The 23,087-nt window shown below is 61.4% G+C and carries 17 protein-coding genes and 1 pseudogene; 8 read left to right on the top strand and 10 right to left on the bottom strand.

Annotated features, from left to right (window positions below):
* Nucleotides 1–6 precede the first annotated feature (6 nt).
* From RAE19_RS04705 to RAE19_RS04685, 5 genes are all read left to right on the top strand, one after another.
* Nucleotides 7–1,257: a methyl-accepting chemotaxis protein gene (locus RAE19_RS04705; RefSeq protein ID WP_313873823.1), complete on the top strand. Its 1,251-nt coding sequence runs from the start codon at nucleotides 7–9 to the stop codon at nucleotides 1,255–1,257.
* The gene (locus tag RAE19_RS04700) at nucleotides 1,258–2,028 is read left to right on the top strand and encodes a ParA family protein (RefSeq protein WP_313873822.1); all 771 of its coding nucleotides are present in this window, start codon (nucleotides 1,258–1,260) and stop codon (nucleotides 2,026–2,028) included.
* Between the two features lie 150 nt (nucleotides 2,029–2,178).
* The gene (locus tag RAE19_RS04695) at nucleotides 2,179–2,784 is read left to right on the top strand and encodes a response regulator (protein WP_313873821.1); all 606 of its coding nucleotides are present in this window, start codon (nucleotides 2,179–2,181) and stop codon (nucleotides 2,782–2,784) included.
* A 57-nt stretch (nucleotides 2,785–2,841) separates the two neighbouring features.
* Nucleotides 2,842–3,969, top strand: a complete 1,128-nt coding sequence (locus RAE19_RS04690) for a sensor histidine kinase (protein ID WP_313873820.1) — start codon at nucleotides 2,842–2,844, stop codon at nucleotides 3,967–3,969.
* Nucleotides 3,933–4,583, top strand: a complete 651-nt coding sequence (locus RAE19_RS04685; RefSeq protein ID WP_313873819.1) for a response regulator — start codon at nucleotides 3,933–3,935, stop codon at nucleotides 4,581–4,583. Before RAE19_RS04690 ends, RAE19_RS04685 begins: the two co-directional genes overlap by 37 nt.
* A gap of 85 nt (nucleotides 4,584–4,668) precedes the next feature.
* Here RAE19_RS04685 and RAE19_RS04680 read toward each other — a convergent pair whose 3' ends face one another.
* From RAE19_RS04680 to RAE19_RS04670, 3 genes are read right to left on the bottom strand one after another with little or no spacing between them, the layout of a single operon-like run.
* A complete protein-coding gene (locus RAE19_RS04680; protein ID WP_313873818.1) occupies nucleotides 4,669–7,224 on the bottom strand; it encodes a PAS domain S-box protein in 2,556 nt (851 codons plus the stop codon).
* Nucleotides 7,225–7,242: 18 nt separating this feature from the next.
* Nucleotides 7,243–7,614 carry a response regulator transcription factor gene (locus tag RAE19_RS04675; protein ID WP_313873817.1) on the bottom strand — a complete coding sequence of 124 codons (372 nt, stop codon included), beginning with the start codon at nucleotides 7,612–7,614 and terminating at the stop codon, nucleotides 7,243–7,245.
* On the bottom strand, nucleotides 7,611–8,723 hold the full coding sequence (locus RAE19_RS04670; RefSeq protein WP_313873816.1) for a sensor histidine kinase: 1,113 nt from the start codon (nucleotides 8,721–8,723) through the stop codon (nucleotides 7,611–7,613). Before RAE19_RS04670 ends, RAE19_RS04675 begins: the two co-directional genes overlap by 4 nt.
* A gap of 366 nt (nucleotides 8,724–9,089) precedes the next feature.
* Between RAE19_RS04670 and RAE19_RS04665 the strand changes: the two genes are divergently transcribed.
* Together RAE19_RS04665 and RAE19_RS04660 are read left to right on the top strand one after the other, a co-directional pair.
* The gene (locus RAE19_RS04665; protein ID WP_313873815.1) at nucleotides 9,090–11,384 is read left to right on the top strand and encodes a response regulator; all 2,295 of its coding nucleotides are present in this window, start codon (nucleotides 9,090–9,092) and stop codon (nucleotides 11,382–11,384) included.
* 13 nt (nucleotides 11,385–11,397) lie between these two features.
* Complete coding sequence (locus RAE19_RS04660) at nucleotides 11,398–12,588, top strand: hybrid sensor histidine kinase/response regulator (RefSeq protein WP_313873814.1); 1,191 nt, start codon at nucleotides 11,398–11,400, stop codon at nucleotides 12,586–12,588.
* 21 nt (nucleotides 12,589–12,609) lie between these two features.
* On the opposite strand, the pseudogene RAE19_RS04655 reads toward RAE19_RS04660, so the two are convergent.
* The 5 genes and pseudogenes from RAE19_RS04655 to RAE19_RS04635 form a co-directional block, all read right to left on the bottom strand.
* Nucleotides 12,610–13,642: pseudogene (locus RAE19_RS04655) on the bottom strand (class 1 fructose-bisphosphatase).
* A 23-nt stretch (nucleotides 13,643–13,665) separates the two neighbouring features.
* A complete protein-coding gene (pepN, locus tag RAE19_RS04650) occupies nucleotides 13,666–16,368 on the bottom strand; it encodes an aminopeptidase N (protein ID WP_313873813.1) in 2,703 nt (900 codons plus the stop codon).
* Entirely contained in the window at nucleotides 16,352–17,026 is a 675-nt protein-coding gene (locus RAE19_RS04645) for an HAD family hydrolase (RefSeq protein ID WP_313873812.1), read from the bottom strand. The genes pepN and RAE19_RS04645 overlap by 17 nt, the downstream gene beginning before the upstream one ends.
* A 3-nt stretch (nucleotides 17,027–17,029) precedes the next feature.
* A protein-coding gene (prfB, locus tag RAE19_RS04640; protein ID WP_313873811.1) for a peptide chain release factor 2 occupies nucleotides 17,030–18,134 on the bottom strand; the annotation gives its coding sequence in 2 pieces (ribosomal slippage) (nucleotides 17,030–18,052 and nucleotides 18,054–18,134; 1,104 coding nt in all).
* Nucleotides 18,135–18,186: 52 nt separating this feature from the next.
* Entirely contained in the window at nucleotides 18,187–19,272 is a 1,086-nt protein-coding gene (locus tag RAE19_RS04635) for an ABC transporter ATP-binding protein (RefSeq protein ID WP_313873810.1), read from the bottom strand.
* 79 nt (nucleotides 19,273–19,351) lie between these two features.
* Between RAE19_RS04635 and RAE19_RS04630 the strand changes: the two genes are divergently transcribed.
* Nucleotides 19,352–21,004 carry an ABC transporter permease gene (locus RAE19_RS04630; protein ID WP_313873809.1) on the top strand — a complete coding sequence of 551 codons (1,653 nt, stop codon included), beginning with the start codon at nucleotides 19,352–19,354 and terminating at the stop codon, nucleotides 21,002–21,004.
* Between the two features lie 42 nt (nucleotides 21,005–21,046).
* Here RAE19_RS04630 and RAE19_RS04625 read toward each other — a convergent pair whose 3' ends face one another.
* Together RAE19_RS04625 and RAE19_RS04620 are read right to left on the bottom strand one after the other, a co-directional pair.
* Nucleotides 21,047–22,054 (bottom strand): extracellular solute-binding protein, encoded by a 1,008-nt coding sequence (locus tag RAE19_RS04625; protein ID WP_313876178.1) that lies wholly within the window; start codon nucleotides 22,052–22,054, stop codon nucleotides 21,047–21,049.
* Between the two features lie 118 nt (nucleotides 22,055–22,172).
* Nucleotides 22,173–23,075, bottom strand: a complete 903-nt coding sequence (locus RAE19_RS04620; RefSeq protein ID WP_313873808.1) for an alpha/beta fold hydrolase — start codon at nucleotides 23,073–23,075, stop codon at nucleotides 22,173–22,175.
* Nucleotides 23,076–23,087 lie beyond the last annotated feature (12 nt).

Below are 23,087 nucleotides of genomic sequence, written 5' to 3'. Positions count from 1 at the left end.
GACACCATGTCGCATGCTATTGATATACCTTGGCTTCACCGCCTGTGGATGACCGGCCTCGTGTGGGGCAGTGTCAGTGTGGCCATGTACTGGCTGGCCCCTTGGGGCCTTGCCCACACTGCAACGGTTTTGGGTGGCTCCAAACCTTGGGAGTACTTGGCCGTTTCGCTGCTGGCCATTGCCTTGGCCGGTGGCCTGAACCTGGTGGTGCAACGGGCATGGCAGCACGCCCGCAGTACCAGCCGGGGCGTCGGAGGCCACGCCCGGATGCCGCCCGACATGGCCGCTGCCGAGTTGCGCCACGTGGCGCCCTACCTGGAGGTACTGGCCCAGCAGCTCGATGGCTCGGTGAGTGACACCGAGGAAGGCGTCATGAACGTCATCAAAATTGTGGATTCGGTGTACCAGGTCTCGGGCCAACAGCTGGAGCGCATACAGGCGTCTGAAGCCAATGGGGCCGAGCTGTCAGAGGTGGTGCGCGAAAAGATTCAGGTTGACCAGCAACTCGGTGCGATTCTGGAAATGTTCGTTCAAGATCAGCAGCGCGACATTGAAACCAACCTCGGACGGCTCAAGCGCCTGCAAGAGGTGAAGGCCTTGACGCCTTTGGTGGATGTGATTTCCAACGTCGCTCGGCAAACCAACTTCCTGGCCATCAACGCTGCCATCGAGGCCGCCCGTGCCGGCGAAAGCGGCCGTGGTTTTGCGGTGGTGGCAGCCGAAATCCGGGTGCTATCCAACCGGACTGCCGAGGTTGCGGTGGACATTGCACGCCGCATCAGCTCTGCCACCGACGGGATCGATCAAGAGCTGGAAAGCGTGGAGAGCCATACAGATCGGCACTCCTCAGCCGGCAACATGCGCAAGGTGCTGGACGACATCAACGCGATGCAAGCGCGCTTTGCGGAGGGCTCGGCGAGTTTGCTGGAAATCGTGGAGGGTGTGCGCAGCGGCCATATGGAGATCGTGCACAAGCTCTCGGAGGCGCTGGGTCAGATCCAGTTCCACGATGTGATCCGCCAGCGTATCGAGCAAGTACAGGGCGCCATGCATGAGCTCAACAGCCATTTGCAGAGCGTGGCCGATCAGATGCACGACAAGCCTTGGGACCGCGAGGGCATGGTGTCCCTCACCCAGCAGCTGGAGCAACAGGTGTCCCGCTATGTGATGGCCAGCCAGCACCTGGCCCACAAAACCGCCACCGGTGGTGAAGCGCAGGTCAGTAACGACGGTTTGCCCAAGATCGAGCTCTTCTAAATGCCACAAGCCCGCGTACTCGTGATCACCAACCGCAAAGGCGGTACCGGCAAGACCTCGATGGCGGTCAACCTGGCCAGCGAATATGCCGCCCGCGGCCGCCGGGTCTTGCTCATCGACCTCGATAGCCAGAGCCACTGTGCGATAGGCCTCGGGGTTCCGCAAGTGCGGGGTGCCGCTTCCGCTCAGGGGTTTCTGGCGGGGCACAACACCTTGCGGCAGGCGCTGCGCCCTTGTGCGGTGCCGGGCCTGGATCTGGTCCCGGCAGACCCTTTGTTCAACCACGGGGGGTCGGGGGATACCTCGAACGCGCTGGGTTTGGCGCTGGCCGCCGAGGGTTTGCTGGCGGACTACGACATGATTGTGCTGGACACACCGCCTTCGCTGGACGGCTTGTTGCTCAACGCCTTGTGCGCTGCCGACCGGGTGTTGGTTCCCTTTGTGCCCCATTTTTTGTCGGGAGAGGGGGTCCGGCAGTTGGCGCGTGTGATCTTCCGGGTCGCCAGCCGCGGCATGAACGACAACTTGAAGGTGCTGGGTTTTGTGCCGGTGATGCTCGATGCGCGCATTGGCTTGCACCGCGAGGTCTGCGAGGACTTGGGCCAGCAATTCGGGCGGAATCGTCTGCTGCCCGGCATCCGGGTGGATATCCGGGTGGCCGAGGCGTTCGGCCGTGGCAAACCGGTGCGGCAGCATGCCGCGCACAGCCGGGCGGCTCAAGACTATGCCGTTGTGGCCGATGCGATTGAGCGTTTGTGGATTCCTGTTTAATTTTGCTTGTTTTTCATTAATTGATTAAATTTAAATTGTTTTATATGCTTGTTTGCGTAATAATGATTTAGTTAAATTTAACTCTTATTCCTTCTGATATTTGTGCGAATTGCCTGTGGGTCATGAAAAATGCAACCGGAGAAAGTTGATATGAACGCTGAACGCGACGTTTTAACCACCCAACAGGCGGCGAAGTTGTTGGGGCTCTCCACCACCTCGGTGCAAAAAATGGTGATCAACGGGGAGTTGGATGCCTGGATCACCCCTGGAGGGCACCGCCGGATATTTCGCAGCAGCGTGGAGCAACTGCTCAACGCGCGCAATGTCGGCCTTGCCGGGGTGACCAGTGCGCGGCCATTGCGGATCCTGCTTGTCGAGGATGACGCGGTGCAAATCGCGTTCTTCAAGTCGCTGCTGGCACGCATCGGGCATACGGTCCAACTGACCATCGTCAACGAAGCCAACCAGGCTCTGACCCATGTGCGCGCCATGATTCCGGATCTTGTGGTCACCGATCTGGTGATGGAGCCGATGGACGGCTTTACCTTGATCCAGACATTGGCCCAAGAGCCGGACCTGAAGGGGCTCAACATCATCGCGCTGTCTGCCATGTCTCCGCAGGAGATGGAGGGGGACACCCGGCTACCGCAACAGGTGGTGCGCTACCAGAAACCTTTGAGCGCGGACCGGTTGTGCGGCTATCTGGACGCACTCACGGTGCACCTGCTCGGTCGCACAGCCGTGGATGGTCGCTAGATGCTATAAAAATAAGAGCATGGTGCGCAATATCTACTTGGGTAGCAGCCATTTATGATGAAAAACTACCATCTGCAATGTGGCGCCGAGTCGGGTGCGATGTGGATCGACCCGGACGCTCTGTTGTGCGCACAGCCGGAGGTGCACGCCGAGGCCCACAGTTTGCGCCGCCAACTGCAAGAGATGCAAAGCGCTCTAGAGGGTTCGGAAGAGGCGGTTTTCATCTGGCACCCAAGTACAGAGCCCGAGCCACTGAACGCGCGTGCCACGCAGTGGTGGGACCAGGCGGACATGGCAGAGCGCGCCGGCTTGACGGCATGGTTCATGGACCTGCCACATTCGCCGGGCAGCGTGGCCGAGTGCCGCGTGGAGTGGCATGCCGGCGGCCGCAAGGTGCTGCAGGTCCGGTGTGTAGCTCTAGGCAGCGGCGTAGTAAGCGGGCACCGACTCTACCTGCGCGACGTGACCGAGGCCCACGATATTGACCGGATGAAATCAGAGTTTCTCTCGGCAGCCGCCCATGAGTTGCGCACACCCTTGGCGAGCATTTTCGGTTTCACCGAATTGATGCTGGTCCGGCAGCTTCACCCTGACAAACAACAGGAGCTGCTGGGCACGATTCACCGGCAATCCCGCTCGTTGATCGACCTGATCAATGAGTTGCTCGACCTTTCGCGCATCGAGGCCCGACGGGGTAAAGACCTGCGGATCGCGTCCTGCAGTGTGGCTGCGCTGGTCGACGGAACCCTTGCCGGCTGGCATTACAAGGCGGATCAGCATGCCCTGGTGTGCGAGCTCCCCCACGGTTGCTGCATGGTGCAGGCCGACCTTGAAAAGACCCGGCAGGCGCTACTCAATGTGCTCTCCAACGCCGTGAAATATTCCCCCAAAGGTGGCCGCGTGCTGTTGGACTCCTGCCTGCGCCGCGTGGGCGAGCAGCAGCAGGTGGGCGTGCGCGTCACGGACCAAGGCATCGGTATGACGCCCGCGCAATCCGCACGGGCCTTTGAGCGGTTTTACCGCGCCCACCCGCTAGGGGATATTCCGGGTACCGGCTTAGGTTTGAGCCTAGTCAAAGAAATCATGCAGCTCCAAGGCGGCGATGCCGAGTTGGACAGCGTAGAGGGTGTGGGCACCGAAGTCACTTTGTGGCTGCCCTTGCAAGAACCCTCCGGAATGCACTGAACGCCATGCGCAAGATCGACAGCAACAGCGAACTCATGACCACCCGCGAGGTGGGCGAAGTGCTGGGCGTGGCGGTGCGTACGGTGCAGCTGTGGGTGGAGTCGGGCGTATTGCCGGCATGGCGCACAGCCGGTGGGCACCGTCGTATTGCCCGCAGTGCGGTCGAGCGCCTGACCCGTGAGCGCTCGGACATGCTGGTTCCGGTGGTGCACGGCCAGCCTGCTGCCGGCGACCGCCCTTTGCGGCTGTTGGTGGTGGAGGACGATGCCGATCTGCGACAGCTCTTCTCCATGGTGGTGGAGGGCTGGTCCTTCCCGGTGGAGCTCAGTACCGCGAGTGATGGATTCCAGGGCCTGGTTCGTATCGGGCAGTGGATGCCAGACATGGTGGTCACCGACCTCAACATGCCGGGCATGAATGGTTTTGAAATGGTGCGCTCCCTGCGCGCCGGTGGCGTCAGCTTCGCTGGGCTCCAGGTGGTGGCGGTTACGGCCTTAAGCCCGGGTGACGTGGCGGACCGCGGTGGTCTGCCCGAAGGCACCGCACTGTTCCAAAAACCGGTTGATTTTGCGGCGATCGAGCGGCTCGCCCGCAACCGTCAGCTGTCCCTCTAAGCCTTTTCAGGGCATTCGCCAGAAGCCTTTCTAGGGCATCTGCTGGCGCACTTGCCGAGGCAGGTGCTGCAATTTACCCCAGTGTTTACAGATCCACCGCCAAAGGTATCCAAAGGCTCGCTGTGGTTCCGTGTCCCAACGCGCTTTGCAACACGGCGCGGCCTTTGTGCAGCTCGGCGATTTCTTTGACCAAGCTGAGTCCCAGCCCGGTGCCCGGAATGTTGCCCGAGGCATCAGCGCGGTAGAAGCGCTCAAAAGCCCGCTCCAACTGGTCGGAGCTCATGCCGATGCCCTGGTCCCGCACGTTGATGACGGCGTACTCCACACCCTGTGCCACTTCGGTGCGCACGTCGAGGGTGACGTCGCCGCCTTGTGGTGAGTATTTGAATGCGTTGGCCAACAGATTGGTCAGGGCCTGCTGCATCTTTTCCGGGTCCATCAACACTTGCAGCGCCGGCAGGGGCGCCAGCAGGACAGGTCGGTCCGTGTCCTTGAGCATCAGCCCCTGAATGCAGCCTTGCACCATATCGGCCAGGGGATGGGGCGTGATTTGCATGTCCAAGCCACCGCGCGATTCGATCCGGGCCAGGTCCAGCAGCTCGTTGAGCATTTTTACCAGCAGACCCGATTGCTTGTGGATGGTGCGCAGCATGTCGTTCTGGCGCTCTTCGTTGAACTTGCGCCGGGTCAGCAACTCGGAAAAGCCAAAAATGCTGACCATCGGTGTCCGCAACTCGTGCGCGGCAGCGGTCAAGAACTCGCTCTTCATGCGGTCCACCTCGTCTTCATGGGTGACATCGCGGAAGTAGAGAATCGTTTCGCGGCGCCCGGCCTCGTTGCGCCGGGAGCGGGCTTGCACCACGCGCCGCTGGGGGCGTGCGAGTTGGAGTTTTTCTTCCCACGACGCATCGGGCTGGTCGCCCCGCATGGCGGGCAATGGCTTGTTTTCATCACACAAGGCCAGCAGCTGATGCTCGAACTGCGAGAGGCTGACTGGTGCAGAGCCATGCTTGCCCAAGCCGGTCATGCGCTCGAACGCAGGGTTGGCAAACACCAACTGATCTTGCGCGTCAAACATCACAAAACCATCCGGGCTCAGGCTGAAGATCGCATCCAGTTGGGCGCGTCGTTCGGCCATCGCTTCTTCGGCTCGCACACGCGCCGTGATGTCCGACACGATGCCGACAAAGTGCGTCAAGGTGCCTTTGTCCGACATCACCGGCGACAAGGATACTTCAGCAATCTGGATCTCGCCGTTTTCGAGTTCGCGGTGGATGGTGACATTCGCGTTGCGGTGTTCGCGCACCGCCTCGGTGAGCTCCCGCACGCCCGGATCGTCGGCATTCTTGCCACGCAGCAGTGCGAGGCTCTCACCCAGAATGTCCCAGCGTGGCAAGTTCACGAATTTCTGGAACGCATTGTTGATGTACACAATCGGCTGGTGCTCCATCTTGCCGTTGGTGATGAAGACGGCGTTGTGGCTACTGGCCAATGCGCGTTCATACAGCTCGGAGGTCTCTTGCGCGGCGCGCTCGTCGGTCAGATCCCGCACGATGCAGGCATAGCGCAGGGTCTTGTCGTTTTTGACTTCGCCCAAGCAAATTTCTACCGGGAAGGGCGTGCCGTCCGCCCGGGTACCCATGAAGTCATGGCGGGTCACGCGGCTGATGCTTAGCACATGCTCCATGCCCTGGCCGAACATTTCGTGCAGCGCATCGGCATTGAGGCCGGGCACACAACACTCGATAGAGCTACCCAGAATTTCTTCCTCCGAGCGGCCGAAAATACTGGTCGCTGCCGGGTTGGTGGTGGTGACTCTTCCGTATTCGTCCAGCCCGATGATGGCCTCTGCCGCGGTGTTCACAATCGCCTGCACCCGGTTGACCTGCGCTGCCATACCGCGGCTGGCCTGGTTGATGGCGGATTGCAGTTGGCTGACCTCGACGCTGGAGCGCTCGAGTGCGATTTCTTCCCCCATGCGCAGCGGAATCTGGGCTGCAAATTCGGTGAGCTCGCGCACCGGTGCCAGTGCCCGGGCAATGATCACCCGCAGGCACAGCATCACCAAACCCATCAAGCCCAAGGCCACCCACACTGACTGCAGCCACAGGCGTTGCAGTTCCTGGGTGCGCTCGTGCAAGCTGTAGTCCACACGTACCCACACATTGTTGAAGGTGTTGTCTTTGTCGACCTGCTGCCAGGCGGTGTAGTAGTCGCCTGCAGGGCCGCTCGCGGGCAGCACTTGGGTGAGTTGCGAGCCGGTTAACGGTTTGCCGGTGTTGACATGTACGCCGTCCGGCGAACGCGTGGCCTCCATCAGATTGACGCCGTCAGGGCGGTACACGCTGATGCGCTCAATGCCGGGCAGCTTGATCGCATCAATGGCGTTGGCTTGCAAATTTTGCTGCCGGTCCGTCACCAGCGCTGCCGAGCTGCTGCTTGCCACCATGCGGGCTACTGATGTGGCATGGGTGTGGGCAAGTCGCAGTGTTTCAGCGCCGATGCGTTGGTAGGCATACACGCCATACAGTGCTGACAGGATCAGCATGACGGCGAGTGTTCCACCCATGATCAGGCTGCCGATCCGGTAGGGCGGAGCCCACCGGCGGCTGACGAACGTGAGGCCTTGCAGGGATTGCATAGCAGCAGCGGGTGTGGTTCAGGGGACCAAGCGGTCGACGGTATCCAGTAGCTCGATCGGGCTGAAGGGCTTGACCAGATAGGCATCGCAACCGGCTTCATGGCCGCGCTCCACATCGGCTTTTTGGCCTCTGGCGGTCAGCAAGATCACCTTGGTCATGGAGCCGAGCATCGGGTCTGCCTTGACCTTCTCGCAGACCTGGTAGCCGTCCAGCGAGCCCGGCATCATCACGTCGAGCAAGATGAGTTGGGGACGCAACTTTTGGGCAACGAGCCAGGCGTCTTCCCCGTTGTCGGCCTCGTGGAGGTCAAAGTCTTCACATTCCATGGTCATCATGATCAGCTTGCGGATGTCCGGCTGGTCGTCGACGATGAGTGCTTTGCGTTTCATGATGCGTCTTCCTTCTTGCGACGTTGCATTAACTGGGCCAGATCCGCGGCATAGCGCTGGGCCTGTTCCATATCCAAATTGGCTTGGCCGCGCTGTGGCGCGCCGGTGGGAAATTCAATCATCACGCGGGTGTCTTCACCGTCCACGATAGACATCCGCATGTTGCCGCCATGCAAACCGATGATGCGGTTTACCAAGGGCAAACCAAGGCGACCGTTCGCCTGGTTGGGGCTGCGCGCAGCGAACAAATCGCGCGTTTCAATGCCTTTGTCTTCCGGGGCCACGGCCCCTTGGTTCCGCACACTCACCAAGATATGTTCGCCAGTCAGCGTGTAACTGATTTGCACCGCACAGTCCACGCCGCCTTTGACCTCCCGGCGCGAATGCGTGAGTGCATTGTCAAAACACTCCATCAAAGCGCGCTTGATCAAACGGGCATTGCCATAAATGGGGGGAAGCGTGTTGTTGGGCGGGCGGACTTCGAACCGGACTTTGGATTGCACGGCTTTCGGGCGGAGGTCTTCCAGGGTTTGGGTGACCAGGGCCCCTAGGTCCATGCGATCGTCCATTTGCATCGCCTCTTCGCCAAAGACTGCGAGCAAGTCTGCCAGCCGGCGCAGCCGCTCTTTAAGCTCGTCTGCCGCCATTTCGATGCGGTTGCCGGCTTCGCTCTCAGGCAGGGAGCCCAGCATGCTGGTTAGCTTGCGCATGGGGGGGCCGACTTCGTCTTGCAGTAGTTCAATGATCTGGTCGAGGCCCATGCGGCTCTGGATGCCGGGGCCGGCCGTAGTTGACTCTTTTTCTTCAGGCAAGGCGACAAACGCAATGTCTAAGCCAGAAGGGCCGGCCATGAACATGCCTTTGAGCTTCTTACCGTCTGCGACCCCGACCTCGGCAGGGTAGGGCAGTTTGACCTTACCCAAGGCGATGGCTTGCGCGAGGTTCTTGATCACGATCCGGCCACTCATGGCTTCAACCGGTTTGTCCGGGTGGAGGCGCGCAGCGCGGTTGGCGTAGGTTGCAACTCCGTTGACACCGAAAGTGATCAACGCAGTGGGCATTGCGTCGAAGAGCGCATGAACCGAAGGTTGATGGAAGTTGGTTGCCATGGTGTGGTTTCCGAAAAAGCGTCTTGTTTTTTGTCAATGTATCAAATTTATCAAAAAAAGCAAGAAAAGCATTCGTTATTACTTTTCTGACGATTTGGTGCGACGAGTCTTTGGTGTTGATTTTGACTGAATTGAATATTTACAACAAATAAAAGATATTTGGCGTATTATTGGGGTGATGTGATTTCAAGGAGTGATCTCATGCGTTGTGCGATGCCCTGTGATGTGGAGTTTTCAGCGGAGTCAGCTGCAGGTCAAATCATTTCCTCCATCATGGTTGGTGCTGCGCAAACGCGCAAGCTCGCAGCAAGGGGCACTGCGTCGCCCGGCGCCTTGCAGGATCGCGAGCTCTTCTAGAGAAACCGTATGTTCCACCTGACCCCCACACTGTTACGACGATTGCTGCTCTGGCTGGCGACCGTGGTGTGCGTGTCGATCGTGGGGGTGCTCATGCAGCAGGCCTATGCCGAGTTGCGTGAGGCGCAGCGCAGGCAGGTCGCATTCAGCCAGTCCTCCTCCTATTCCGCCTATCAGCTGGAGCGGGAATACCTCCAGCTCTCGCAACAACTCGACGCCAGCATTCACAGCGGCAAGGCCTTGGATCCCGCGCAGTCGAAACGCGCGTTGAACAGTTTGCGCGCTCAGCACCAAGGTGTGAGTACCGCTGCAGTGGCTGCGAACCTGCGTCAAACCGACGAGTTCAAGCGCGTGGATACCTTGTTGGTGCTGCTGCTCCCGCGACTGGAGGCCACATTGGCGCAAGCGGCCGCGTCCCCTGTCGATCAAGTGGCCTTGTGGCGGGAGTTGCAAAACATGGCCCCGGCGATGAGTGCCATGACCATGCGGGCATCGACTCTCATAACCGAAGAGCAGCAGGGCTTGCTGAATCACCAGGTTGAGGATGCGTTGGCCAAACTGGGCTGGATGGGCGCTTTGATGGTTTTGCTCTTGGCTTCATCCTTCGCGATCGGTGCACGCCAAACGCAAGTGGAGCGGGAGCGCATGCGGCAAGAGCTTGAGCACGATCGCATGCTGGAGGCCCACGCCAAGGCCGATGCGGCCAACGCGGGTAAAACGCAGTTCTTGGCCAATATGAGCCACGAATTGCGCACGCCTTTAAACGGCATGCTGGGAATGTTGAGTTTGCTCGAAGCCACACCGGTGAACGCTCAGCAGGACGACTACATTCAAACTGCGAATCGCTCTGCCAAGCATTTGCTGAGCTTGCTCAACGACATTCTGGATGCCTCGGCCTTAGAGGCCGGCAAGATGACGCTCAAACCCGAGAGCACCTTTCTTCCAGCCCTGGTGACGGATGTCCACGCACTCATGCGCCCGGTCGCGCTCGAGAAGCGATTGGTGCTCAATGTCCGCCAAGACCCGGCGTTGCCCCGCTGGGTGATGGCTGACGGTACTCGGGTCAAGCAAATCATGCTCAACCTGGTGTCGAACGCGCTCAAGTTCAGTGAGCAAGGCACGGTGCTGCTCGAGGTGTGGCCCATGGAGCTAGAGCCGGGTGCGCCGGATACCGCGGCACGGATTGGAATCCGGGTGACGGACGAGGGCATGGGCATGTCGGCAGCCGTCCTGGCGAAGTTGTTTCAGCGCTTTGAGCAAGGCGACGCCAGCAGTGTGCGTCGGCATGGCGGGAGCGGACTGGGGCTCGAGATTTCGCGCAATCTTGCGCGTCGCATGGACGGCGACATTGAGGCCAGCAGCGTCGAAGGCAAAGGCAGTGTTTTCACTGCAACCCTGTGCCTGCCCCTGAGCACTCCGCCCACTGAGCAAACTTCGGATGCCATGGTCGCACGACGCGAAGCGGGCAGCCCCGGCCTAAATCTGGTGGTCGCCGAAGACAACGCCATTAACCGCAAATACATGGAGGCCTTGCTGCGCAATATGGGCCACACCGTCCGGTTCGCAGAGCATGGCGGCCTGGCGATTCAAGAGGTGCAAAAAGAGTTGCCGGACTTGGTGTTGATGGATCTCCACATGCCCGAGGTCGATGGCTTGCAGGCCACCGAGGCGATCCGCCGCTTGCCGGCACCGTATGGCAGTCTGCCCATCATTGCGCTCACCGCAGATGTGTTTGAAGAGTCCAAAGACCGGGTACACGCTGCCGGTATGGATGGCTTTTTGTCCAAACCCGTCAATGTGCATGAGCTGGAAAAGATGCTGGTGCGCAAGTTTGGTTTGCGTGGTGCCTCACAAGCGGCACCCGTTGCGCCAGCGCCTGCCAAGGTGGCTGCCCCGACGCCAGAAGCACCCCCGGCCCGGCAACCGCGGCGCCGCTTCCGCCCCGGCGATGTCGCCGAGCACTTGAACATGGCCATGATCGGGGACTTGTGTGTCGGCGTGACGCTGCAGGGCTACCAGTCTTTGCTGGATGGCGCGATGCGCACAGACGCGCACTGCTACGCTGAGGTCTTGGCCGCCCTGGAGGCCGGGGAGACCGACAAGCTTTTGGAGCTGGGCCACTCATTCAAAGGGGTGGCGGCGAGCTTGGGTTTGGCCGCCTTGTCGCGCATGGCGCTGACGATTGAAAAACAAGGCCACAGTTTTTCCGCCGATGAATGCCATCGGCAGGCCGAGAGCCTGCGTGAATGCTGGAACACCACCTATGCGATTTGTGCCCGCATGGGGCTGATTGTTTCGTCCTGAAAGTGCGGTCCCGGTGAGTACAGTTCTTTCAGGCGCGCGCGCCCCGACGATTCTGGTAGTGGATGACAGCCTGGCCGTGCGCCAGCTCACTGTCAGTGTGCTGCGTCGCCAAGGCTATGACGTGCTGGAGGCTGGAGACGGCCGCGAAGGGCTGGATACCGCCTTGCGCGAGCAACCTGATGTGATCTTGTGCGATATCCATATGCCGATCCTGGATGGATGGGACGTGGTGCGCGAGGCACGCTCGAGTGAGTCGCTGGGTACCACCCCGATTTTGATGCTCACTTCGGACAACGACCGCGTCAGCGTGCGCCGAGCCATGGCCGCCGGTGCCGATGACTATCTCACCAAGCCGTGGACGCAACACGAACTGATTTCTGCTGTCGTCTCGCTGCTCGAAAAAGCCAGTCGCCACAGAGCCGATGCAGAGCGGGCGCAAGAGCAGCTGCGCTCTGCGGTATTGGCCACTATTCCTCACGAGCTGCGCACTCCCATGGTCAGCATCCTCGGGTCGACGGAGCTGTTACTCACACGGCGTGAGCGCTATACGCCAGAGCGGGTGCAGGGCATGCTGGAGGATGTGCACCGCAGTGCCTTGGCACTGGGGCGAACCATCAGCCGGATGATGGACTGGGCGGAGCTCAGTGCCGCGCAGGTCCACCGCGAAACCCGCTCCATGGCCTACCGGCTGGATGTGGCCCAGGCCATGGTTGAGGTGTTAGGCAGCACCGCTTTTGCGAAAGAAGTGCAGGCGGTCCTGAAGGTACCGCCGGAGACGGTGTCAGGCGTGTTTGCCGGCCATCCGGTGCAGGTCCGTGTGGAGCCGTGTCACTTGCAGTGCTGGAGCCCGGATTTCCACAAAATCATGACCGAGTTGCTGGTCAATGCCCTGCGCTTCTCCAAGCCGGGCCGGCCGGTGGGCGTGACCGGCAAGGCCTTGTTGCATGGCAGGTACCAGCTCGAAATCGCCAATCTTGGCGTGGCCATGCCGGAAAAGTTCATTTCTCAAATCGGTGCCCTGTCCCAGGCGGACCGCGAGGTACATGAGCAGCAAGGCATGGGGTTGGGCTTGGCTATCGGCCAACTCGCAGCGCGGCGCAATGGCGCGACGCTGCATGTCACCCGCTTTGACGGCTTGCCCACGGTGGTGCGCCTGACATTCCTGCAGCACAGCGCCGAGCCCGAGCAAAGCGCCCTGCTTTAGCAGGGCTGCTAGCCCGGGAGTTCAGCCCTGGTGCTCTGCGTGGTATCGCATTACGCGTTCCACTTCGTTCTTCGAGCCCAGCACCACGCTCACGCGCTGGTGCAACTGGGTGGGCTGGATGTCCAGAATGCGCTCGGTGCCGGTGGATGCAGCGCCGCCAGCCTGTTCGATCAACCAGCCCATGGGGTTGGCTTCGTACATCAGGCGCAGCTTGCCCGGCTTGCCGGGTTCACGCTTGTCCCACGGGTACATGAAGATGCCGCCGCGGGTCAGGATGCGGTGCACATCGGCCACCATGCTGGCAATCCAGCGCATGTTGAAGTCTTTGCCGCGCGGGCCGTCTTTGCCCTCCAGGCACTCGGCGATGTAGCGCTTGACCGGCGCCGCCCAGTGGCGCATGTTGCTCATGTTGACGGCGAATTCCTGGGTGTCTTCCGGCACGCGCACGTTTTCCTGGGTCAGCACAAACGAGCCTTGCTCGCGGTCCAGGGTGAACATGGCGACGCCTTCGCCCACGGTCAGTACCAGTGTGGTCTGCGGGCCGTAAATGCAATCAGCCGGCAGCGACTTGCTGGTGGCCGGCTTGCAAAAAGTCTTGCTCGCTCACGCCAGGGCCTTCGGGCTGTTTGACCAGCACGCTGAAAATGGTGCCGATGCTCACGTTCACATCGATGTTGCTCGAGCCATCCAGAGGGTCGAACATCAACAGGTATTCGCCCTGCGGGTAGCGGTTGGGCACCACGTAGATGCCTTCCATTTCCTCGCTGGCCATGGCCGCCAAATGGCCGCCCCATTCGTTGGCTTCGATCAGCACTTCGTTGGCGATGATGTCGAGCTTCTTCTGGATTTCGCCTTGCACGTTTTCGCTCTCGGCAGCGCCCAGCACACCACCCAAGGCACCCTTGGTCACCGCCAGGCTGATGCTCTTGCAAGCCCGTGCCACCACCTCCAGCAGCAAGCGCAGCTGGGGCGGAATCGTGCCCTGGCCGCCGGCGTCTTGGCTGCCGCGCTGTTTCTCGATGAGGTAGCGCGTGAGCGAAATGCGTTGTGTCATGTGAAGTCCCTAAGTTTAAAAAATCAATCAGCCAGCGCGCGGTCCACGACTTCGCGCACATCGTTGCTCAAGTCGGTCTTGGCAGCGACGCGGGCCAGTGCCTCGCGGGCTGCAGAGCGGTAGGGCTCGGCCAGCTTCTTCCAGCGGTCCAGCGCGCGCGCCAGGCGGGCAGCGACCTGCGGGTTGATGGCGTCCAGCTCGATCACACGGTCGGCCCAGAACACGTAGCCGGCCGCATCCGCACGGTGGAAGCCACCGGGGTTGGCACTGCAGAAGCTGAAAATCACGCTGCGGGCGCGGTTGGGGTTTTTGAGGTTGAAGTCGGGGTGGGCCATCAGCTGGCGCACAGCCGGCAGCACCTGGCCGCCACGGTCGCTCGTGCCGGCCTGCAGGGCAAACCATTTGTCCAGCACCAGTGCTTCGTCCTTGAACAGGGCGTGGAAGCGGGCCAGGGCTTGGCCCGCCAGGGCGTGACCGCTGTTGACCAGGGCTTGCAGGGCGTTGAAGCGGTCGGTCATATTGCCGGCGTCTTTGAAACGCTGCAGCGTCTTGCCGGGCCAGACACTGTCGCCGTTCTGGGTCGCCGCGAGGCACAAGAAATTGAGCGCCATGCCGGCCAGAGCCCGGCGGCCGCTGGAGACGGGGTCGGGGCGGTAGCCGCCGTTGTTTTCGTGCACCGCAAAGGCCCATTCCCAGTCGGCGTGCAGGGCGGTGGCCAGTTGCAGGCGCATGGCTTCGCGCACCGCATGGATGCGCTGCGGATCCACCACATCCAGCTGCTCGGCGATGTAGGTCTCGGACGGCAGTGTCAGCACCAGCTCTTTGAATGCAGCATCCAGCGTGGGGTGACGCAGCACCGCGCGCATGGCGGCAATATAGGCATCATTTAGCGGGGTAGCGCTGGTGGAATTTGCGGAAGAAGCTATGGAATTGATAGCGCTTCGCAGGGCCAGGCGTTGACCGGCTTCCCAGCGGTTGAAGGCGTCGGTGTCGTTCGCCAGCAGGGCGAGCAGCTGCGCATCGCTGTAGTCAAAGTCCAGCACCACCGGTGCGGAGAAGCCGCGCAGGATCGAGGGCACAGGCGCTTCTGCCACGTTCTGGAAGGTGATGCTCTGCTGGGCGTCGGTAAGCACCAGCAAGTGGCTGCCACCCACGGCTTGGCCGTCCACGGAGAGCGGCAAGGCGGCTCCGCTGGCGGCGCCGATCAGGCCCAGGCTCACCGGAATCACAAACGGCTCTTTCACCGGCTGGCCCGGCGTCGCCGCGCAGCTCTGGCTGAAATGCAGGGTGTAGGTCTGGGCCGCAGCGTCGTACTCGCCGCGGGCCGCCACGCGTGGGGTGCCTGCCTGGCTGTACCAGCGCTTGAACTGGGGCAGCAGGGCCGCCAGTGCAGAGCCGGGGTTGGCGTCGGCAATCGCTTGGGCGAAGTCGTCACAGGTGACCGCCTGGCCGTCAAAGCGCTCGAAGTACAGCGTCATGCCCTTGGCGAAACCGGCCCGGCTGGTGAGCGTTTGCATCATGCGCACCAGCTCGGCACCTTTTTCGTAAATGGTGACGGTGTAGAAGTTGTTGATTTCCAGGTAGCTGTCAGGCCGCACCGGGTGGGCCATGGGGCCCGCATCCTCGGGGAACTGGGCGGTGCGCAGCACGCGCACGTCTTCAATGCGCTTGACCGCACGGGCGCTGGGCTCGGCGCACAAGTCTTGGCTGAATTCCTGGTCGCGGAAAACGGTCAGGCCTTCCTTCAGGCTCAGCTGGAACCAGTCGCGGCAGGTGATGCGGTTACCGGTCCAGTTGTGGAAGTACTCATGCCCGACCACGCTCTCGATATTGGCGTAGTCCACATCGGTGGCAGTGGCCTGGTTCGCCAACACGTATTTGGTGTTGAAGATGTTCAGGCCCTTGTTCTCCATGGCGCCCATGTTGAAGTCGGAGGTCGCCACAATCATGAAGCGCTCCAGGTCCAGCGGCAGGCCGAAGCGTGCTTCGTCCCAAGCCACGGATGCCATCAGGCTGTTCATGGCGTGTTCGGTCTTGTCGAGGTCGCCAGGGCGCACAAACACTTGCAGCAAGTGGTCTTTGCCTGCGCGGCTGGTGATGCGCTGCTCGCGCGCCACCAGCTGGCCGGCCACCAGCGCAAACAAATATGAAGGCTTTTTGTGCGGGTCGACCCACTTGGCGAAATGGCGGCCGTCCTCCAGGTCGCCACTGTCCACCAAGTTGCCGTTGGAGAGCAGCACCGGGAACTTGGCCTTGTCGGCACGCAATGTCACGGTGTACATGGCCATCACATCGGGGCGGTCGAGGAAATAGGTGATGCGGCGGAAACCCTCCGCTTCACACTGGGTGAAGAAGGAGTCGTTGCTCACATACAAGCCCATGAGCTTGGTGTTTTTTACCGGCACGCAGGTGGTGAAAATCTCCAGCGCGAAAGGCTCAGTGCCTTCGGGCAGGTTTTCCAGCACCAGCTGGTTACCGTCCATCTTGAAGCTGGTGCCTTGGCCGTTGACCAGCACCCGCGCCAGGTTCAGCTCCTCGCCGTCCAGACGCAGCGGCTGGGCCTGCACGTCGGGGTTGCGGCGCAGGGTCATCTTGTTGAGCACCCGCGTTTTGGAAGGGTCCAGGTCAAAGCTGAGGTCGACGGTATCGATCCAAAATGCAGGGGCGGTGTAGTCGCCGCGGTGAATCACGGCGGCAGGGCCCGAGGCCTCACGAAGATACGACATGGTGTGTCTCCAAAAAACGGGATGCGATCAAAGCGTGGTAATCGGGAACGACGGCCAGCACGTGCGGGCCCGTCAGTTCATCAGGATGGTGGCTGCTGGCAATGCCCACGGCGCGCATGCCAGCGCGGCGGGCGGCTTCGATGCCGAGGGGGGCATCTTCAAACACGATACAGCGCTCGGGCTCCACACCCATGCGGCGCGCAGCCTCCAGAAAGATGGCGGGTTCGGGCTTGCCCGGCAAACCCTCGTCGCCGCCCACGGTGGTGAGCGGTGCTACTTTCATTTGCAGGTGCTGGTAGGCAAAGGCCTGGTTCTGGCGGTCGCCCGCCGTGCCGACACCCAGCTTAAGGCCGCAGGCATGGGCGTGGTCAAAAAAGGCCTTGAAGCCTGCGACCTCGGCAAATATCGGCGAGAACAATTCACGGTACACCGCTTCTTTGACATGCACATGGGCCATGGCTTCGTCTTCGCCCATCTCGGGCAGGCCAAACAGAATGCGCATGCATTCGATGCCGGTGCGTCCGGTAGTGCGGCGCATGACGTCGCTGATGTCGACCTCCAGGCCCTGGCGCTGAGCGAACTCCGCCCAGCTGCGTTTGTGCGAGGGCATGGAGTCGATCATGGTGCCGTCCATGTCAAAGATGAGCGCGTGCACCATGGATCAGATCCCTTGTTTCAACGAAGCCTGGATGAACACATCCAAGTCACCATCCAGCACCTTTTGGGTGGCAGACACTTCGACGTTGGTGCGCAAGTCCTTGATGCGGCTGTTGTCCAGCACGTAAGAGCGGATCTGGTGGCCCCAGCCCACGTCGGTCTTGGTGTCTTCCAGCTTTTGCTGGGCTTCTTGTTGCTTGCGCAACTCAAAGTCATACAAACGGCTGCGCAGGCGCTTCCAGGCCACGTCACGGTTGCTGTGCTGGCTGCGACCGTCCTGGCACTGCACCACGATCCCGGTGGGGATGTGGGTCAAACGCACCGCAGAGTCGGTCTTGTTGATGTGCTGACCACCGGCGCCGGAGGCACGGAAGGTGTCGGTGCGCACATCGCTCGGGTTGATTTCGATCTCGATCGAGTCATCAATCTCAGGGTACACAAACACCGATGCGAAGGATGTGTGGCGGCCGCCCGAACTGTCGAACGGCGATTTGCGTACCAACCGGTGCACACCAGTTTCGGTGCGCAGGTGGCCAAAAGCGTATTCACCTTCGATCTTGATGGTGGCGCCCTTGATACCGGCGGTATCGCCGTCGGTGATGTCTTCCACCGTGGCGGTGAAGCCTTTGCGTTCCGCGTATTTCAGGTACTGGCGCAGCAACATGCTGGCCCAGTCGCAGGCCTCAGTACCACCGGCACCGGCCTGGATGTCCAGGAAGCAGGGCAGGGGATCGGCCGGGTTGTTAAACATACGGCGGAATTCCAAGCCTTCGATGGTTTCTGCCAACTTGGTGGTTTCGGCCTCGATCGTGAGTAGGCCGGCCTCATCACCGTCCTCTTTGCTCATCTCGAACAATTCGGTGTTGTCGGAGAGGTTGCCACTCAAATCATCCAGCGTAACAACTACGCCGTCGAGCAGCTTCTTCTCTTTGCCCAATTCTTGGGCTTTTTTGGGGTCATTCCAGACCGCTGGGTCCTCTAGCGAGGCATTGACAGTGCGCAGGCGCTCGGCTTTGGCATCGTAGTCAAAGATACCCCCTGAGTTCCTGGGTCCTGCTTGTCAGGTCTGCCAGTGTGGTGCCGATGAGGTTGATGCGTTCTGCTTCCATGATGCGGGTCCTGCTTGCTGTGTATATGGTTAACCCGCTATTTTAGTTGCCATCACCCCTTAGGAGTTTCGCTGGCGAAGGTGACCACGTGGTCGACCTCCGGGCGGATGCCGATCCACTCGCCGATCCGGTGATCATGGTGGCTGGGCACATGGGCCATGACCGTCTCGCCAGTGCGCAATTCGAGGGTGTAGAGGAACTCGTTGCCCCGGAACGCCTTGTTCACAATCCGGGCCTGCACCTCGGAGGCATCGTCGTGCACGATGTCGTCCGCCCGCAGCAGGATGTCGCAAGGGCCCAAGCTCAAGCGGTCCTGTTCGTGCTGATGGATACCGTGCAGTTCACCCAACGGGGTCACCACATGTTTGTGCGTTACACCGTTTTCGTCGTGCAGCTCCACGCGGGCCGCCGTAAACACTCCGTGCCCAATGAAGTCGGCCACAAAGCGCGTGGCGGGCCGGTGGTAGAGGGTGTAGGCGTCGGCCCATTGGTGGAGTTGACCTTGGTGCATCACCCCGATCAGGTCGCCGATGGCAAAGGCCTCGAGCTGGTCATGGGTCACAAACAGGGCGGTGGCGCCGGCGGCTTTCAAGATCGTGCGGAGTTCCTGGGCCAGGCGCTCGCGCAAATCGACGTCCAGGTTGGAAAACGGCTCATCCAGCAGCAGCAACTTGGGTTGCGGTGCCAGTGCGCGTGCCAGCGCCACTCGCTGTTGCTGCCCGCCGGAGAGCTCATGCGGGTAGCGGTGGGCGTGCTCGGCCAGCCCGACCAGGCGTAACACGTCTTGCACCCGCGCTTGGCGTTCGCCTGCAGGCAGGCTGTGGATGCCAAAAGCGATGTTTTTGCTCACATCCATGTGGGGAAAGAGCGCGTAGTCTTGAAACACCATGCCCATTTGCCGGTGTTCAGGGGGGAGAGCATTGCCCTCGCCGCTCACGGTCACGCCCCCGAGCGAAATCTTGCCCGCATGGGTAGCCTCCAGTCCCGCAATCGCCCGCAGCAGGGTGGTCTTGCCGCAGCCCGAAGGGCCGATCAACACGCCGATTTCACCGGCGCGCAAGCCGAAGCTCACACTGTCCACCGCCAGGGGGCGGGAGGCTAGATAGCGGACGCTGAGGTCTTGGAGTTCAAGGTACATACGCAAAATTGTAGATACTTACAATTCTCATTTCGCGCTACGGGGTCCCCCGGAGCGCCTTAACCCGACCCAATTGCCTGTGCCTCCCCGCTTTTTGCCCTCTTTCGCGTCCGGTATCCGTGCATTGCCTGCCCATCTGGCGCTGTGGTTGATCGGGGGGCTGGTGTCCTTGCCGATACTGGCTTTGGTGGTCGCCGTGCTGCAGTGGGATGCCCAGAGCGCGGCGCTGCTGCGCGAAATGGCGGGCTCGGTGCTTGGCGGATATGCGTTCACCACGGTAGTGCTGAGCGTGGTGGTGTCGCTGGGGGTGGCCGTGGTGGGCACCGCCTGCGCCTGCGCCGTGACCCTGTTTGACTTCCGGGGGCGCAAGCAGTGGGAGTGGGCCTTGCTCCTGCCCCTGGCAATGCCCGCCTATGTGGTTGCCTATGCCTATACCGACTATCTACAGTTCAGCGGGCCTGCGCAAACCTGGCTGCGCTCTGCGTTCGGGCTGGAGGGGCGGGTGTTGCCAGAGGTGCGCAGCCTCGGTGGGGCCGCGCTGGTGTTTGTGTGCACCCTCTACCCCTATGTGTATTTGCTGGTGCGGGTGGCTTTGCTGGAGCGTGCCGCGCATTTGATGGATGCAGCCCGGTTGATGGGCGCCTCGCTGGGGCGTCGGGTGGCTACGATTGCGGTGCCGTTGGCGCGGCCCTCCATCATGGCCGGTGTGGCGCTGGCGCTGATGGAGACGCTGGCGGACTACGGGGTGTCGAGCTACTTTGGCATCCAAACCTTCACGGCTGGTATTTACAAGGCATGGTTGGTGCTGGACAGCCGGATTGCCGCTGCCCAGCTGGCGACTGCGTTGCTGGTATTGATGGCGCTGCTGTTGCGCCTGGAGCTCCACGCCCGGCAACGCATGCGCTACGCGAGTGTCAAAGGCCGGCGCGCTGCGGCCCAGCCGGTGGCGCTGACCGGTGTGCGCGCGTTGTTGGCCACGGGGGTATGTGCGCTGCCGGTATTGCTGGGCTTTGTGCTGCCAGTGCTGTTCATGTTGCGACCGCTCTGGCAGGCTTGGGGCGCCGAAGATACCCCGCTGCCGTGGGGTAGCTTCATAGGCTGGAGCCTGAACAGTTTCAAGCTGGCGGCGTGCACTGCGGTGCTGGCCGCCGCGATTGCCCTGGCGCTGGCATTTGCTGCACGCCGCACACCCACGCGACTCACCCGCACTGTGGTCAGTCTGGCTGGCATGGGCTACGCAGTGCCCGGCGCGGTAATTGTGGTGGGCTTGCTGATTCCGGTGGGCTGGCTCCAAGCAGCGCGCCCGGATTGGCAGGTGGGCTTCTGGATCAGCACCACCGTGTTGGGCGTTGTGTGGGCCTATCTTGTGCGCTTTACCGCGGTGGCCCTGCACACCGTGCAAAGCGGCTACAACCAAGTGCCAGCGTCGTTGGACGAAACCGCCCGCATGCTGGGTGTAAGCGGCTGGGGCCTGTGGTGGCGGGTGCACCGGCCACTGCTGGTGCGCAGCAGTCTGGTTGCTGGCTTGCTGGTGTTCGTGGATGTGATGAAAGAGCTGCCCGCCACCCTCGTTTTACGCCCTTTCGACCACGATACTTTGGCGGTGGTGGCCTTCCAGCTCGCCAAAGACGAGCGCTTGGGCGAGGCGGCCTTGCCGGCCCTGGTCTTGGTGCTGGTGGGCTTGGTTCCTGTGATTCTTTTGAGCCGCACCCTGAATAAAAAAACGGCCTGACTGCATTACGCAGCCAAGCCGTTGGTTGGTGGCGCTGAGCGCTTATTTGTAGCCGACGCGGTCCAGCATCTGCTGCACCTTCACTTGGTTCATGCCCACAACGCTGACAGGAATCGTCTCAGCCTTGAAGCTGCCGCCGCTCATGCTCTCCAAGGCAGGGTTGCTGATTTTGATGCCTTTGGCCACTGGCCACTCGTTGTTGCCATTGGCAAAGTAGTCCTGCGCCTGTGCGCTGGCCAGAAACTCGAGGAACTGCTGGGCAAACGCCATGTTCTTGGAGTTTTTCGCAACCGCGCCGCCGGCAATGTTGACGTGCGTGCCCCAGCTGCTTTGGTTGGGGAACACTACGCCAACCTTCTCCATGACCGCGCGGTCTTCAGGCTTGTCGCTGCGCATCAGGCGGGCCAGGTAATAGGTGTTGGTGAGCGCCACGCCGCATTCGCCGGAGGCGGTCGCCTTGATCTGGTCGGTATCGCCACCCACGGGGTTGCGGGCCATGTTGCTCACCAGGCCCTTGAGCCAGACTTCCGTGTTGGCGCTGCCCAAGTGCTCGTTCATCGCGCCGAACAGGCTCAGGTTGTAAGGGTGTGAGCCACTGCGGGTGCACAGCAGACCTTTGTTTTTCGGGTCGGCCAACTCTTCGTAAGTGTCCACGTTGTCTTTGGACACGCGGGCCTTGTTGTAGACCACCACCCGTGCGCGGGTGCTGAAGCCAAACCACGAAGTGCCTTCGGCGCTGGTCTTGCCGCGCAACTGGGCGGGGATTGCATCGTCCAGCACTTTGGATTTGACCGGCGCGAACAAGCCATCCACCTCGGCACGCCAGAGGCGTGAGGCGTCCACCAACAAAATCACATCGGCAGGGGAGGCTGTGCCCTCCGCCTTGAGGCGCTGCAGGATGCCGGCATCGTCCGCATCTACCCGCTTGATCTGGATGCCGGTGGCCTGGGTGAAGGCAGAGTACAGCTGCGCATCACCGGGGTAATGGCGGGCAGAGTACACATTCAGCACCTTGTCCTGCGCCTGAACAGCAGGCAGGCAGGCACCCATCAGGGCGACGGTCAGGGCAACATGGCGGGGAGTCAGATTCTTCATAGAGGGCGAGGATGGTTGCAAATCAAAATGAGATACGTTCTCATTCTATATGCCGTATTCCGGCCCTGTAAAGTCAACGGATAAAGCGCTCAATCCGCTCCGCCAGCACGCCGGGCTGGTCGTGGTGCATCATGTGGCCGGCATCTTCAATGCGGGCAACTTCCACTTGCGGGACCACTTTCAGGCGCTCGTGGTACTCGGCCAGGGTGTACTGGCCTTTCCACCACATATCGAGGCTGTTGTCTGAGGCCTCCACGGCCAGCACCGGCATGGTCAGCCGCTGGTAAATGGCCATGACTTCTTCGACCCGGTAGAGCTGGGCGTTGGTCACCTTGTGGGCGGGCTCGCCCAGGATAGACCAGCTGCCATCGGCGTTTTCAGCGGCCCAATGGCGGGCCAGCCAATCGGCTTTTTCCTGGCTCAGGCGCGGGTTGGTTTTCATGAGGCGGCGGGCTACGCCGTCGGCGCTGTCATAGGCCTTGAGGTCCATCTCACCGGCGTGGAGTTTTTTGAGTTCGTCCATCCAGGTGGCAAAGCGGCCGGGCGCCTGGGCCGGAATCGTGGCGGGCATACCGAACCCTTCCAGATTCACCAGCCGGCGGATGCGCTCGGGCCGCACTCCGCCATACAGCATGACCACATTGCCACCCATGCTGTGGCCCACCAGGTTGACCTGCTGTCCGGGGGCATAGTGGTCCAGCAGAAAGTCGAGGTCTGCCAGGTAGTCCGGGAACCAGTAGTTGTCGGCCAGCGGGGCCCGGGTCCGGCCGTAACCGCGCCAGTCGGGGGCAATGATGTAGTGGTCTTCGCTGAACGCATCCACCACAAACTGGTAGCTCGCAGCCACATCCATCCAGCCGTGCACCATGACCAGGGGCACCTTGCCCGGGCCGGGCTCGCCCCAGACTTGCACGTGGTAATCGAGGTTGCGGATAGAAACGAATTGGCTTTGGTGGGGGCGTCTGACTTGGTACATTGTGCAAATCAT

The sequence above is a fragment of the Rhodoferax potami genome (genome assembly GCF_032193805.1).
GTDB classification, from domain to species: Bacteria; Pseudomonadota; Gammaproteobacteria; order Burkholderiales; family Burkholderiaceae_C; genus Allorhodoferax; species Allorhodoferax potami_A.
Note: the sequence above shows the minus strand (reverse complement) of the source record. Positions and strands in the feature narration are given on the sequence as shown.

Bases quoted from the DNA above. Each gene is read 5' to 3' on its own strand.
- pepN (WP_313873813.1), bottom strand. From the start codon at position 16,368: ATGTCGTATCTTCGTGAGGCCTCGGGCCCTGCCGCCGTGATTCACCGC.
- RAE19_RS04705 (WP_313873823.1), top strand. From the start codon at position 7: ATGTCGCATGCTATTGATATACCTTGGCTTCACCGCCTGTGGATGACC.
- RAE19_RS04625 (WP_313876178.1), bottom strand. From the start codon at position 22,054: ATGGGTGCCTGCCTGCCTGCTGTTCAGGCGCAGGACAAGGTGCTGAAT.
- RAE19_RS04665 (WP_313873815.1), top strand. From the start codon at position 9,090: ATGTTCCACCTGACCCCCACACTGTTACGACGATTGCTGCTCTGGCTG.
- RAE19_RS04620 (WP_313873808.1), bottom strand. From the start codon at position 23,075: ATGTACCAAGTCAGACGCCCCCACCAAAGCCAATTCGTTTCTATCCGC.
- RAE19_RS04635 (WP_313873810.1), bottom strand. From the start codon at position 19,272: ATGTACCTTGAACTCCAAGACCTCAGCGTCCGCTATCTAGCCTCCCGC.
- RAE19_RS04675 (WP_313873817.1), bottom strand. From the start codon at position 7,614: ATGAAACGCAAAGCACTCATCGTCGACGACCAGCCGGACATCCGCAAG.
- RAE19_RS04700 (WP_313873822.1), top strand. From the start codon at position 1,258: ATGCCACAAGCCCGCGTACTCGTGATCACCAACCGCAAAGGCGGTACC.
- RAE19_RS04690 (WP_313873820.1), top strand. From the start codon at position 2,842: ATGAAAAACTACCATCTGCAATGTGGCGCCGAGTCGGGTGCGATGTGG.
- RAE19_RS04645 (WP_313873812.1), bottom strand. From the start codon at position 17,026: ATGGTGCACGCGCTCATCTTTGACATGGACGGCACCATGATCGACTCC.
- RAE19_RS04695 (WP_313873821.1), top strand. From the start codon at position 2,179: ATGAACGCTGAACGCGACGTTTTAACCACCCAACAGGCGGCGAAGTTG.
- RAE19_RS04680 (WP_313873818.1), bottom strand. From the start codon at position 7,224: ATGCAATCCCTGCAAGGCCTCACGTTCGTCAGCCGCCGGTGGGCTCCG.
- RAE19_RS04670 (WP_313873816.1), bottom strand. From the start codon at position 8,723: ATGGCAACCAACTTCCATCAACCTTCGGTTCATGCGCTCTTCGACGCA.